The following is a 12855-nucleotide window of genomic DNA, read 5'->3' on the forward strand; positions in this document are numbered from 1 at the left end:
CTAGAAACGCGACAAACGACCGAATGCTATCTACGAACTGCTGGACTACAATAGTAATTGTCCGACGAGATGCTGTGTTGTATTTATAGTGCACGCCGCGGCGCGTGACGTTTCGCAGCCGCCGCATCTGTCACTGCAATGCAACATAGCGCCAAATCCCGCAGGCTTCTGCCGGTTTGCGACTCCAATTATGGTGTGGTTGGGCTAATGGCGCCCGGTCAATTCCCCTTCTCCATCCCACCAACCCGCGCAGGCAAGCGCTGGGCCAAAAGGATCATCCCATGATTGACCGCTCCCTTACTCTCCGCCTTCTCTCCGCCAGCACGCTGGCACTCGCGTTCGCGCAGCCGGCTCTGGCGCAAGACGTCGATAGCTCCGACACCGAAGCAACCGGTGCCGAAGAGGCCAATAACGGCCAGCTCGACACGATTGTCGTAACCGCCAACCGCCGCGAAGAAAACCTGCAGCAGGTTCCGGTTTCCGCCGCTACCCTGTCGGCCGACGCGACCCGCAGCATCTTCGACGCCGGTGCCGACATTACGGCCCTCTCGGCCCACGTGCCGGGCCTGTTCGTTGAAAGCTCAAACGGCCGTGCAGCGCCCCGTTTCTATATTCGCGGTCTCGGCAACACCGATTTCGACCTTGCGGCATCGCAGCCGGTCTCGGTGGTCATGGATGATGTCGTCCACGAAAACGTAACGCTGAAGAGCTTCCCCATCTTCGACGTCGAGCGCGTCGAAGTGCTTCGCGGACCGCAGGGCACGCTGTTCGGCCGCAACACGCCGGCAGGCATCGTCAAGATCGACACCGTGAAGCCGGGCGACGAATTCGCCGTGACCGGCTCGGCCAGCTATGGCAGCTTCGGTTCGGTTGCCATCGATGGCGGCATGACTATCCCGGTCGCCCCCGGCCTTGCCTCGGTCCGCTTGTCGGGCATGTGGCAGCAGCGCGACAACTGGGTCGACAACGGCTTCACCGGTGAGGAGGACGCATACGGCGCCTACACCGACATCGCCGGCCGCGCGCAGATCCTGCTGACGCCTACCGATCGCCTGTCGATCCTGGGCAGCTACTCGATCCGCGACCTCGATGGCACATCGACGCTGTTCCGCGCCAACATCCTTGGCCCGGGCAACAACGATCTCAACGAGAACTACGACCGCGACACCGTGTTCTACGATGCCGGTGCCGGTAACCAGGCGCAGTACAAGGCCGAGATCATCACCGGTACGGTCGATTACGAAGCAGACTTCGCCACCTTCACCTCGATCACCAGCTGGGCCGACAGCGAAGGCTCCAGCCGCGGCGACATCGACGGTGGTTTTGGCGCAAGCTTCCTGCCCATTATGGGTCCGGGCTTCATCCCGTTCCCGTCCGATACGCAGGATTCGATCGAGCTCGACCAGTTCACGCAGGAAGTCCGTCTCGCCAGCAATGGCGGCGGTGCTTTCGACTGGCAGGTCGGCGGCTTCTACTTCGACAGCGACTTCGACGTGACGACGGTCGGTTTCGACTTCCCGCCTTCCGTGACTGTGAACCACACCAACGAAAGCTGGGCGTTGTTCGGCCAGCTCTCCACACAGGTCACCGACACGATCAAGCTGACCGGCGGCCTGCGTTACACCGAAGACGACAAGGCATTCTTCGTGCGTGATGCAGCCGACCCGCAGTCCCGCGAAGTTTCCGACGAGCGTCTGAGCTGGGACCTGGCGGCGTTCGTGGACGTCACTGCCGATGCGAGCGTCTATGCCCGCGTCGCTAGCGGTTTCCGCGCACCGACGATCCAGGGCCGCGACGTAGCTTTCTTCGCCCCGCCGTCGATCGCGACGAGCGAGAAGATCATGAGCTACGAAGTCGGCTTCAAGTCGGAACTGGCCGATCGCCGGGTCCGTCTGAACGGTGCAGCCTACTTCTACAACATCGAAGACCCGCAGTTCTCCGCGGTCGGCGGTGCCGGAAACCTGGTGCAGCTGGTCAATGCGGCAGACGGTCGCGGCTGGGGCTTCGAACTGGACAGCGCGTTCCAGATCACGCCGAACTTCCTCGTCACTGCCGGTGCCAGTTACAACAACACCGAAATCCGTGACGAGAACCTGGCAGTCGGCATCTGTGCGCAATGCACCGTGCTCGATCCGATCGTGAACCTGTCGGGCACCGACCGTGCGCTGGTGGACGGCAACCCGTTCCCCAACGCTCCGGAATGGATTGCCGACCTGACCGCGCGTTACGCAATCCCGCTGGGCACCGTGGGTGAACTCTTCGCCTACACCGACTGGACGTATCAGGGAGAAACCAGCTTCTTCCTCTATGACAGCGCGGAATATGTCGTCGACAACCAGATCGAAGGCGGTCTGCGCGTCGGTTACGCCAAGCAGGACGGCACGTTCGAAGTGGCTCTCTTCGCCCGCAACATCACCGATGCGGACAATGTGAAGGGCGGTATCGACTTCAACAACAACACCGCGTTCGTAAACGATCCGCGCGTGATCGGCCTGTCGGTCCGTTTCGACTACTGAGCGATACGTTAATGTGATCCAAGAGGGGCCGGGAGGGATGACCTTCCGGCCCTTTTTCGTGGCGCAGGATCGCGCAGGTCACTAAAAGCGATCCGATGGCCTCGCTCGACCTCGTCTACAACCCGGTTTCGGGCAGCTTCAGCCAGTCGCATCTCGACGCTCTCGTTATCGCGCTGGAGGGTCAGGGGTTCGTCGTGACGCCGATGCCAACGACCGCAGAAGGCGCACAGCTATCCGGTTCTGCCGATCTGGTATGCGTCCACGGTGGCGACGGAACGCTGCGCGATACCGTCCAGGCATTGGGTCCGGCTGCGGGGAAGGTGCCCTTGTGCGTAGCCCCCTCGGGCACGATCAATCTCGTTGCCCGAGAATTGGGCTATGCGCGCAAACCGTCGCAATTTGCCGCCGATCTGCGTGCTGCGTGGGAGCGCGGCCCGGAAACGTGGGTTCAATCGCCCCTCTATCGGCTGGGCGACATGCCGATTGTCTCATGTCTTTCGATCGGTCCCGACAGCCATGCAGTGGCACGTGTCGACGGCAGGCTGAAGAAACGCATCGGCCGCTATGCCTACGTCGTAGCATTGGCACAGCAAATGCGCGACTGGCCGCGCGACACGATGACGATCCGCGGCGAACTGGCGAGTGGCGATCCGTTCGAATACGAAGCGGAAGCCGCCATCGTCAGCCACGCAGCGCTCTATGCCGGTCCGTTCAAGGTTAGCCCGGAGGCCGCACTGGCCGCTGATTCGGTCGAACTGATCACGCTCAAGCGCTCCACGCGGATGGGTACGATCGCTCTCAGCCTGGCAGTGATGCTGCGCTTGCCGGTCGCCAGAATGGGCATTGCCGAAATCCGTTCGTGCCGCAGGGTCGAATTCGACCGCTGCGTGACGCCGGTACAGGTCGACGGCGACCATATGCCCGACTGCGGATTTGCAATCGGGCCAAGCGGCCTGACGCTGAGCTACGTGGTCTGAGCGATTATTTCTTGGTCGGTTTTGCCGGCGTGCGCAGACGGCCGCGATGGGCGTTCATGTCGAGCACTTCGCCGGGGCCATTGTCTTCATTCTGCAGCAAGCCGAGACGGCGCGCGACTTCCTGATAGGCTTCGCTTTCGCCGCCAAGGTCGCGGCGGAACCGGTCCTTGTCGAGCTTTTCGCCGGTGTTGATATCCCACAGGCGGCACCCGTCGGGGCTGATTTCGTCGGCCAGGATCACACGGGCATAATCGCCGTCCCAGATACGTCCGAATTCCAGCTTGAAGTCGACGAGCCGGATGTCGATCGCGCTGAACATGCCCGAAAGGAAGTCGTTGATGCGGATCGCCATGCTGGACATATCCTGCATTTCTTCGTGGTTGCACCAGTTGAAGCAGGCGATTTCTTCTTCGGAAACCTTGGGATCGCCAAGGCTGTCGTCCTTGTAGCAATATTCGATCAGCGTGTGCGGCAGGACTTCGCCTTCCTCGATGCCGAGGCGCTTGGACAGCGTACCGGCGGCCACGTTGCGCACCACGACTTCGAGAGGAATGATCTCGACCTGGCGCACCAGCTGTTCCCGCATATTCAGGCGGCGAATGAAGTGCGTCGGAATACCGATGTGCGAAAGGCGTGTGAACACATACTCGCTGATGCGGTTGTTTATCACGCCCTTGCCGTTGATCGTACCCTTTTTCTGGGCGTTGAAGGCGGTCGCGTCATCCTTGAAATACTGGATGATCGTGCCCGGTTCGGGGCCCTCATAGAGGATCTTGGCCTTGCCTTCGTAGATCTGGCGGCGACGTGACATGGGCGGATTTTCCTTCGCGCTCAAAAAACTGCCGCCCCGGCAGTACGATCGGCCTGTGTCCGATCGCCCCGGGGCGTCGAGCCTGCGCCTTTACAGCGAATGAAAGGGGGACGCAATCGCGCCCCGCGACCCTTGCAACAATGCTTGCAGCCTGGCTGCGTGAAGGGCAGCAGGAAAGCACATGTCTGCGCCTTTACACTACTTTCACTCGGGCCTCTCGATCGCGTCCGACCTGGCGTTGCCTGAATGGCAGGATTTCGCCTGCGGTGAGGGAGGCGACGTCGCGATCGTCGTTTCCGACGCAGAGGCGCCAGCTTGCAGCGAAGCGGACGGTACGATCGTCGAAGGCGACCTGATCCGATTCGCGATCGATGATGTCGGGGTCTGGGAAATTCAGGGCGGGCAGACAATCCGCGTCTATCCGCACGCAGGTGCGCAGGATCGTGATCTGCGCCTCTTTACACTAGGCAGCGCGTGGGGCGCCTTGGGATACCAGCGCGGCCTCGCCATGTGGCATGGCAGCGTGGTCGAACACCATGGCCAAGCGATACTGTTCTGCGGCGATGCGGGCATGGGCAAAAGCACGATGGCGGCTGCAATGCTGGTGAAGGGGTGGTCGCTCGTATCTGACGACCTCAGTCGCATCGATGCATCCCCTGAAGTTTCGTGCGTTTATCCCGCGAGCACACGGATCAAGCTTTGGCGCAACGCGATCGAGGCGCTGGGCTGGGAAGATCGCGTAATCCAGCGCGACCATTTCCGCGACGACAAGTTTCATCTCCGCGCGCCTAAGAATAATGCCGGGGAGGGAATATTGCCGCTAGGGGCGATCTTCGTGCTGGCCGACGGTGAGAAAGTCGAAATCGAGAGGCTGGAGGGGCATCGCGCGGTGACGGCGGTCCTCGCTGCGACGGTCTATCGACCCGAAATGCTCGAAGCGATGGATGGCTGGGTCAGGCAGGCCCATGTCGCGGCTCAGGTGGTTGCCGGCACGCCGGTTTGCATCCTGCGCAGGCCGCGCGATCTCGCAAGCTTGGGCGACGTCGCCCACGCCGTGGAGCATTTCCTGTCTGAATAGGAAGGTGGTGCCCAGGGGCGGAGTCGAACCACCGACACGACGATTTTCAGTCGTCTGCTCTACCACTGAGCTACCCGGGCACACTGCTTCGGCAAAGGAGGCTTAAATGAGCCCCGCGAGCAATGAGAGCGCGCCTATGGCGAAGCTGGCGCGCCTTTGCAAGGGGGGAATTTTACTCTTCCTTGCCGCCGACCACTTCTCCAGCGATTTCTTCGGGCAAGGCAGGGCGTCCGGGCACCGAATAACCATCGCCGAACCATTTCGCCAGGTCGCGGTCGCGGCAGCGCGAGGAACAGAAAGGCGCGTGCTCTTGGCTGCGCGGCTTCTTGCAGATCGGGCAGGGGCGATTCTTGCTAGTCATGAGGCACGATTTGGGCAGCGGCCGTTTCGATGGCAAGTCCCGGATCGGTCTCTATCCTCATCGGACGACCTGTCCGGCGCTCCAGCTCGGTGATCCATTCCTGCTTGATTTTCGACTTGAGGGCCGGGTGAACGGTCAGAAGGGTGGTGCCGGCCCCTTCCACTCGCTCTGCCCGGCGTAGCGCCATGCGGGCAGCCATACCCGTGCGAGAAGTCGCGAACCGGTGGAGGAGAGAGGGCCCCTCGAGCCGGGCGACCAGCTGCACGAAGCCGAACCCGTTCATGGCGGTCCTTTCGTGAGGCCAGTCGTCCAGCGCATCGTCGAGGGCGGCGTCGATGGCCCTGCGGTCCGCTTTGGTTTCCAAGGTTGGGAAGTCGATCCCGATCGAGCCTGCCAGATCGAATTGGCGCAATGCATGGGCGATCGAGGGGACCGCCCTTGAGGCAAGCTCGCGCGGAGGCAAGTCGCCGTCGATGTCGATGAGGGTCATTGCCGGAGTAACGGCAAGAAGCAGCGAGCCTCCGTCGAATGCGACATGACCGCTGGACGCCTCTTCCCAGACGCCCTCCCAGGCCCCCGCGGGAAAGCGGTGAACGATCCTGGCGCTGGCGAAGGTGTCGGGTCCGGCGTTCTGTACCGCTTCGATCGGGCGCGCCGAAGGCAGCTTGTATCGTCCTCGTTCGGTGATGGCGGCGCGGGTGATTGCGCACGCAATCGTCGTTCCCTCGCTCGCATCGCGCGGCAGCTTGTCGAGCAGGAGCTCGAGCCCATCCTCCAGAAGTCCGGTTCCGCGCGTTCCGCGTTTCGTAGTGAGTTTGGCCGAAACGTGCTGGCCTGCATGAAGTTCGCCATGCCAGCGGCATTTCGCAGCAATCACCGTGTCGCCGTCGAGCAGGATCGCGCGTGTCTCGCCGATCCCTTCCTCGACCAGCCAATCAGGCAATTGCGAAGCCCGCCGCCTTCAGCAGCGCTCTTGTCTCGTAAAGCGGCAGGCCGACGACACCCGAATGGCTGCCCTGGATGCGCGAGATCAGCCCTTCCGCAAAACCCTGGATAGCATAGCCCCCGGCCTTGCCGTCCCATTCGCCACTGGCGATATAGGCGTCGATCTCTTCTGGAGAGAGGCGCTTGAACATCACGATCGTCTCGCTGAGCCGTTCGCGCATCGTGCCGTCGGGCGCGCGCAGGGCTATGGCTGACAGGACGCGGTGGCGACGGCCCGACAATAGCGCCAGGCATTCCCGCGCCGTCGCCTCGTCTTCCGCCTTGGGCAGGATCCGCCGACCGGCTGCAACCACAGTGTCTCCAGCCAGAACGTACCCCTCGTCCGAAGCGGCAGCTTCGGCCTTCTCGCGGGCCATGCGCTTGGCATAGTCGCGCGGCAGTTCGCCCTTGGCGGGCGTTTCGTCGATATCGGCAGGTGCGATGGCATCCGGCGTCAGGCCGAGCCGCGCGATCAGTTCGCGGCGGCGCGGGCTGGCGGATGCTAATATGAGAGTGGGCTTGCCCACGACGGCTTATTGGGGGCCGGGGCCGCCGCGTCCGGGCATGAAGCGGTAGGTGATGCGCGCCTTGGTCAGATCGTAAGGCGTCAGTTCGCACAGCACCTCGTCGCCCACCAGGACGCGAATGCGGTTCTTGCGCATCTTGCCTGCCGTGTGGCCGAGCACCTCATGGCCGTTCTCGAGCTCGACGCGGAACATAGCATTGGGCAGCAGCTCCACAACGCGCCCGCGCATTTCGAGAAGTTCTTCCTTGGCCATTCGTATCCTTAGTCAAAAATGCTGTTCATCGGTTCGTATCGCGCGCCCATAGCGGCAGGCGGGATAAAAGGGAAGCTTTAGGCATTGAGGCTGCGAGGCGTAGTCACGCGACAAACCGATACATAGTGGCTGTTTGATCGAAATTAAGAGCGGCCTATGCCCGACAGGGGCTGTGGGCGGAATGACAAGGCAGGATTAGTCTTTGATAAATTTACGTTCTCGCCAATCCGCAAGCATGCTTGCGCTGGTACTGGCCGGTATGCCGCTGATCGCCTTGGCAGAGGAGCAGGAACCGCAATCGCTGCCCGATCCCGACGAGATCGAAGCAAGCGTGCCTCCGGCCGCGAACGATACCATCGTCGTCGAAGGAACCCGCATCCGGGGGCAGCTTTTCGTCGAGGAGAAACCGATCGCCGAATTCGATGAGGCGGACATCGCCTCGTTCGGCGCGAGTTCGATCGCAGACGTGATCGCTGCCATCGAACCTGCGACGGGCAGCGGCGCTCGCGGCGGGCGTGGTGGTGGCCGCCCGGTATTCCTCATTAACGGCATACGCGTATCCAGCTGGCGCGAATTCCGCAGCTATCCGCCCGAGGCGATCCGCAAGGTCGAGGTCTTCCCCGAAGAAACCGCCCAGCGGTTCGGCTTCTCTCCCGACCAGCGCGTCGTCAATATCCTCCTCAAGCCCGATTTCCGCAGCGTAACGGCCGAAGTCGAGTATGAAGGCCCGGAGAGCGGAGGCTTCACGCGCAACGAACAGGAGCTGACTTTCCTGCGTATCGGCGAGAAGGGACGTTTCAACATCAACCTCGACATCGAGGATTCCAGCCTGCTTACCGAGGCCGAGCGGGGCCTGACCGTCGCAAACGGCGAACCAGGCGAAGCTGCGTTCCGCAGCCTGCGTCCGGACACGATGAGCGCCGAGGGCACGATCAACTACGCTCGCGCTTTCCAAGAAACCGGCTTGTCGCTCAGCCTGAACGGTACGGTCAACCACTCGGAAAGCCGCAGCCTGTCGGGGTTGTCGAATGACGGCCTCGTGCCGCTCGAGCGGCGGAGCGATATCGATACCGTGTCGGTGGGCGCAACCGTTTCCCGACCGCTGGGGGACTGGAATGCGGTCTTCACGAACAACTCGGTCTTCACGGACACGCGCACCGAGATCGACGCTTTCGACGGCAGCGGCTTCGATATCGCCAAGAATCGGACCTGGCGGCTGGATAACGCGCTGACCCTGACCGGCTATCCGATCAGCCTGCCGGCAGGCGATGTCAGTGTTACGGTCGACTACGGACTGGACTGGGTGCGCCTCGCCAGCGACGACACCAGGACCGATTTCGAGACCGAGCTCACGCGGCGGCGGCTGAACGGAGGGACGAATATCTCCGTCCCGATCTCCGAGCGAGGCGGGCATTGGGGCGCAATCGGCGGCGTCAGCCTCAACTTCAGTTCGGGTTTCGAAGATCTTTCGGACTTCGGGACGCTCGGTAACTGGAGCGCCGGTATCAACTGGGGGCCGACGGACACCCTCGGCTTCAGCGCCACGCGCATCTGGCGCGAGGTCGCGCCCGGTCTCGCCAGCCTCGGCAACCCGCGCATCGATGAATTTAACGTCCCCGTTTTCGATTATTCGAGCGGCGAAACCGTGCTCGCGACCATCGTCACCGGTGGCAATCCCGACCTGGCAGCCGAAACGCAGGCGGACTGGAAGTTCAGTGGAAACTGGGAATTGCCGTTCTGGGAAAACGCCCGCTTCCAGGTCGATTACGGCATCAACCGTTCACGTGAAGTAACGGCAACGCCGGGCTTCGGCGCGGCCTTCGAGCAAGCATTCCCGGATCGCGTAACCCGCGATCTGACGGGCGACCTGCTCTCCATCGATCGTCGTCCACTGACTCTCTACGAGACCCGCAGCAGGGTAGTCTCGTTCGGCCTTAATGCTCGCGGCCAGATCGGCAAGGCGCCCGAACGGCCCGAACGCGGTGAACGCGGTCGGGGTGGACCGCCGCCCGGTGCGGGACGTGGGAGTCAGGGCGGGGGCGGCTTCGATCCGGGACGTATGGAAGCACTGCGCGAGACCTTCTGCCAAACGCCCGAAGGCGAGATGCCGGACCTTTCAGGGGTGCCGGAGATGTTCCGTGCACGCCTGCTCGACGAAAACGGCAACCCCGATCCCGAAAAGATCGCCGCTGCCCGCGAAAGGTTCTGCGGCGAGGACGCCGAACGGCGCAGCGAAGAATTTACCGCCATGCGCACAGCGATCTGTGCCGATCCTCCGCAGCTCGACGGCCTGCCCGAACAGGTACTTGCCCGCCTTCGCGGAGAAAACGGCGAGATCGATCCGGAAAAGGTGAAAACCATGCGCGAGCGGATCTGTTCGTCCCCGCCAGCGGGTGAAAGCCAGCAATCGGGCGAGCGTCGCGGCGGTGGCGGTTTCGGCCGAATGTTCGGCGGCGATTCCAATGACACGCGGCCGCGCTATTTTCTCAGCGTCAATCACAATATCGCGCTGGAGAACGAAGTCTTGCTTGCGCAGGGCGGACCCCTGTTCGACCAGCTCTCTGGCGATGTCCTGCAGGGCGGTGCGATCTCCGAGCATACCTCACGCCTCGAAGCCGGCCTCTTCTGGCAGGGCTACGGCCTGCGCTTGTCCGGCCGTTATACCGGCGAGGCCACGCTGCTGGGGGGCGATACCCCGGGATCCAGCGACCTCTTCTTCGGCGATCTGGCCACGTTCGACATGCGGCTGTTCGCCGACCTCGGTGAAATCTTCAAGAAGGACGAGGGCTGGATGAAAGGCCTGCGTCTGGCTTTCGTGGTCGACAACGTGTTCGATGCGCAACGCGAAGTGCTGGACGAAAACGGCGAAGTGCCGGACGCCTTTGCGCCCGAACGGATAGACCCGGTCGGGCGCTATCTCGGCATCGACATTCGCAAGGCCTTCTGAGGCGCGGCGAGACTGCTCTTAGTGAAGCGAGCGCTGGGGAAAGACGATCCGTGCCCATAGGGGCGCGTTGAACGGTTTCCACCCGCCTTCGCCCTGGGCGAGACGGTCGGCGATTGCGTAGACCGCCGCCGGATTGACGCCGAGGCCGCAATGGCTGGCGAGCACTTCGATGTTTTCGCAGTCCTCGCGGTCGCCTTCCTGCACCGAACCGCGCCAGTGGACGACACCGTCCGTGCGCGTGAGGATCGACGTGGTCGGGACCGGCGGCGCTTCGGCGAGCTTCTTGAAGTTGTCGCCCTGCATCACCTCCGGCTCCTTGCCGTTGAGGTATTCGAACAGGCGGCGGGCATTGGTATGGTTGCGATCGTCGGAGATCGGGCTGCCGAGGCTGATGACCTGACGGACCTTCTCTGGAGCCAGCTTGGCCAGTTCGCGCGCGAACACGCCCCCAAGGCTCCAGCCGACGATGCTGATCGGGCGGCCGGTGCGCTCGTGGAGTTCGTCGACGCAGCCCATCATCGCTTCGATACGGGCCTGGTCCACCTTGATGTTGCGGCCGAGATTCCAGCCGGCGCAGTCATAACCCAGGTCGCACAGCAAGCGGCGCAATGGACCGGTGGAGTAGTCCGACGCCATGAAGCCGGGCAGCACCAACACGCCGTGCCCGTCGCCGCGCGGGAGCAGGCTCATGAAGGGACGCAGTGCGTAGAAGCTCGCCAGCTCTCCCATGGCGCGGCCGGGTTCGGCCAGCGCGAGGATGCGGCTGGGGGGACGCGCGTCGACCCTTGCGGCGGTTGCTTGTGTCACGATTTGGTTGTTCCTTTCCCTTTCGGGGCAGCCTTTGAACGGCTGGCGACCCTTTTGGTGCCCTTCTTGGCGGGCGCCTTCTTCGTTGTCGTTGCGGCCTTCTTGGCCGGTGCCCGCTTCTTGGTGGCGGGCTTTTTGGGTGTGGTTTCCTTCGCTGCAGGCTTGCCCCCGGCTTTCGCGGCTTCGCGCAGTTCTTCGTAGGATTCGCGGATGCACTCCACGTAGAATTCCGGATCGGGCATCATCTCGCGATCGGCCGTAAATGCGATGGTCGCCTCGTCCGTATAGGACTGCACGACATGGCCGAGCCCCAATCCGTCGGTGAGGCAAAGCAGCCCCATCATGCTCTGCATCTTCGCGCCGGCAGAATAAATCGGAATGGGAGGGCCGGGCACATTGGTCACGACTGTCGTGAAGATCGGCCCCACACCGCGATTGGCGAGGCTGAGACGGCTGTAGAGCTGTGCGCCAAGGGCCATGAAAAGGGCAGGGCTAGCCTTGCTCATTTCGGTCATGTTCCGCGCGCCCAGCGCATCGGTCATGGCCTTGGAATTCTTCGTGCGGTCGTGCACCCACTCGAGCCGTTCGATCGGGTCGGCGATATGGGTGCCGAGCGGGGCGATCATCGCCGCGACCTGGTTACCCATCGTGTCCTTTTCGTTCGACGAGCGGACCGAGATAGGCGCCATGGCGGTGAGCGTTTTCTTCGGCAGTTCGCCCTTGTTCTCAAGGTAGCGCCGCATCGCTCCGCCGATAATGGCGAGGAACACGTCGTTGACCTTGGCGCCTTCGGCGGCGGTCCGGATCGCCTTGATCTCTGCCAGCGGAACGCTGACCCCTTCGACCACGCGGTGGGGAGAGATCTTCTTGTTGAAGCGCGTCTTGGGGGCGATCATCTCGCTCGAGACGTCGAATTCCTTCGCGGCGAGGCCCTTTAGCGCCTTGGCGAGGCCGGGTGCGGCCTTGGCGGCCACTTCCAGCTGCTTGAGCGGATTGGTGATCGCGTTGAAATAGCTCTTGCCCAGCAATTCGACCGGGTTGGGCACCTTTTCCGGCTTCCATTTGTCGGGCGTTTCGGGCGGCGGCTGGTCGGGGCGCAGAGTGTGGGTCGCCTCCATCAGGTCGATCCCGCTCATCCCGTCGATCGCCGCGTGGTGGACCTTGGTGATGTAGGCATAGCTGCCCTTCTTCACGCCTTCGACGCCGTCGAGCCCCTCGACGACCGTGATTTCCCACGGCGGGCGGCTGAGGTCGAGCGGCCGGGCAAAGACGCGGGCCGCCTGGATGCACAGCTGTCGCCAATCGCCCGGTGCAGGGAGGGCGACGTGCCGGACATGGTATTCGAGATCGAAATCGGGATCTTCTATCCAGTAGGGATAATCGAGATCGAAGGGCACGCGAACGAGGCGTTGCCGCATGGTAGTCGAGAGTTGCAGTCGGCTCTCGATGAAACCGAGGATGTCCTTGAAGCGGACGAACCCGCCGGGCGCGGTACTGGGATCGTAGATAAGGATGGAGCCGATATGCATCGGCGAATTGCGCGTCTCGAGCGCGACGAAACTCGCGTCCATGCCCTGCAGTTGCTGCATATGTTC

11 protein-coding genes and 1 tRNA gene are annotated in these 12855 nt (G+C 62.7%); 4 read left to right on the forward strand and 8 right to left on the reverse strand.

Going from position 1 to position 12855, the window contains the following annotated elements; translation table 11 throughout:
• Positions 1-281: 281 nt before the first annotated feature.
• Both CVE41_RS11630 and CVE41_RS11635 read left to right on the forward strand, forming a co-directional pair.
• Positions 282-2516 carry a TonB-dependent receptor gene (locus CVE41_RS11630; protein WP_100260804.1) on the forward strand — a complete coding sequence of 745 codons (2235 nt, stop codon included), beginning with the start codon at positions 282-284 and terminating at the stop codon, positions 2514-2516.
• Between the two features lie 95 nt (positions 2517-2611).
• Entirely contained in the window at positions 2612-3493 is an 882-nt protein-coding gene (locus CVE41_RS11635) for a diacylglycerol/lipid kinase family protein (RefSeq protein ID WP_100260805.1), read from the forward strand.
• A gap of 4 nt (positions 3494-3497) precedes the next feature.
• Here the strand turns inward: CVE41_RS11635 and purC are convergent, their stop codons facing one another.
• Complete coding sequence (gene purC, locus CVE41_RS11640; RefSeq protein WP_100261504.1) at positions 3498-4304, reverse strand: phosphoribosylaminoimidazolesuccinocarboxamide synthase; 807 nt, start codon at positions 4302-4304, stop codon at positions 3498-3500.
• 181 nt (positions 4305-4485) lie between these two features.
• Here purC and CVE41_RS11645 point away from each other — a divergent pair, with 181 nt between their 5' ends.
• On the forward strand, positions 4486-5382 hold the full coding sequence (locus tag CVE41_RS11645) for a hypothetical protein (protein WP_100260806.1): 897 nt from the start codon (positions 4486-4488) through the stop codon (positions 5380-5382).
• 5 nt (positions 5383-5387) lie between these two features.
• Here CVE41_RS11645 and CVE41_RS11650 read toward each other — a convergent pair.
• From CVE41_RS11650 to infA, 5 genes are all read right to left on the reverse strand, one after another.
• A tRNA-Phe gene (locus tag CVE41_RS11650) sits at positions 5388-5462 on the reverse strand.
• A 92-nt stretch (positions 5463-5554) separates the two neighbouring features.
• On the reverse strand, positions 5555-5743 hold the full coding sequence (gene yacG / locus CVE41_RS11655) for a DNA gyrase inhibitor YacG (RefSeq protein WP_100260807.1): 189 nt from the start codon (positions 5741-5743) through the stop codon (positions 5555-5557).
• On the reverse strand, positions 5736-6686 hold the full coding sequence (locus tag CVE41_RS11660) for an Rne/Rng family ribonuclease (protein ID WP_100260808.1): 951 nt from the start codon (positions 6684-6686) through the stop codon (positions 5736-5738). Before CVE41_RS11660 ends, yacG begins: the two co-directional genes overlap by 8 nt.
• The gene (locus tag CVE41_RS11665) at positions 6679-7254 is read right to left on the reverse strand and encodes a Maf family protein (RefSeq protein ID WP_100260809.1); all 576 of its coding nucleotides are present in this window, start codon (positions 7252-7254) and stop codon (positions 6679-6681) included. Before CVE41_RS11665 ends, CVE41_RS11660 begins: the two co-directional genes overlap by 8 nt.
• Before the next feature lie 6 nt (positions 7255-7260).
• A complete protein-coding gene (gene infA, locus CVE41_RS11670) occupies positions 7261-7506 on the reverse strand; it encodes a translation initiation factor IF-1 (RefSeq protein WP_007163491.1) in 246 nt (81 codons plus the stop codon).
• Between the two features lie 235 nt (positions 7507-7741).
• On the opposite strand from infA, the gene CVE41_RS11675 reads away from it, so the two are divergent.
• Entirely contained in the window at positions 7742-10453 is a 2712-nt protein-coding gene (locus CVE41_RS11675) for a TonB-dependent receptor (protein ID WP_100260810.1), read from the forward strand.
• A gap of 18 nt (positions 10454-10471) precedes the next feature.
• On the opposite strand, the gene CVE41_RS11680 is transcribed toward CVE41_RS11675, so the two are convergent.
• Entirely contained in the window at positions 10472-11260 is a 789-nt protein-coding gene (locus tag CVE41_RS11680) for an esterase/lipase family protein (RefSeq protein ID WP_100260811.1), read from the reverse strand.
• Complete coding sequence (locus CVE41_RS11685) at positions 11257-12849, reverse strand: WS/DGAT/MGAT family O-acyltransferase (protein WP_100260812.1); 1593 nt, start codon at positions 12847-12849, stop codon at positions 11257-11259. The genes CVE41_RS11680 and CVE41_RS11685 overlap by 4 nt, the downstream gene beginning before the upstream one ends.
• Between the last annotated feature and the right edge of the window lie 6 nt (positions 12850-12855).

The sequence above is a fragment of the Qipengyuania seohaensis genome, assembly GCF_002795865.1.
Lineage (GTDB): Bacteria > Pseudomonadota > Alphaproteobacteria > Sphingomonadales > Sphingomonadaceae > Qipengyuania > Qipengyuania seohaensis.

What these genes read in the sequence shown, in the direction of transcription:
- CVE41_RS11630 (WP_100260804.1), top strand. Translation starts at nt 282, where the DNA reads ATGATTGACCGCTCCCTTACTCTCCGCCTTCTCTCCGCCAGCACGCTG.
- CVE41_RS11635 (WP_100260805.1), top strand. Translation starts at nt 2,612, where the DNA reads ATGGCCTCGCTCGACCTCGTCTACAACCCGGTTTCGGGCAGCTTCAGC.
- purC (WP_100261504.1), bottom strand. Translation starts at nt 4,304, where the DNA reads ATGTCACGTCGCCGCCAGATCTACGAAGGCAAGGCCAAGATCCTCTAT.
- CVE41_RS11645 (WP_100260806.1), top strand. Translation starts at nt 4,486, where the DNA reads ATGTCTGCGCCTTTACACTACTTTCACTCGGGCCTCTCGATCGCGTCC.
- yacG (WP_100260807.1), bottom strand. Translation starts at nt 5,743, where the DNA reads ATGACTAGCAAGAATCGCCCCTGCCCGATCTGCAAGAAGCCGCGCAGC.
- infA (WP_007163491.1), bottom strand. Translation starts at nt 7,506, where the DNA reads ATGGCCAAGGAAGAACTTCTCGAAATGCGCGGGCGCGTTGTGGAGCTG.
- CVE41_RS11675 (WP_100260810.1), top strand. Translation starts at nt 7,742, where the DNA reads ATGCTTGCGCTGGTACTGGCCGGTATGCCGCTGATCGCCTTGGCAGAG.
- CVE41_RS11685 (WP_100260812.1), bottom strand. Translation starts at nt 12,849, where the DNA reads ATGCAGCAACTGCAGGGCATGGACGCGAGTTTCGTCGCGCTCGAGACG.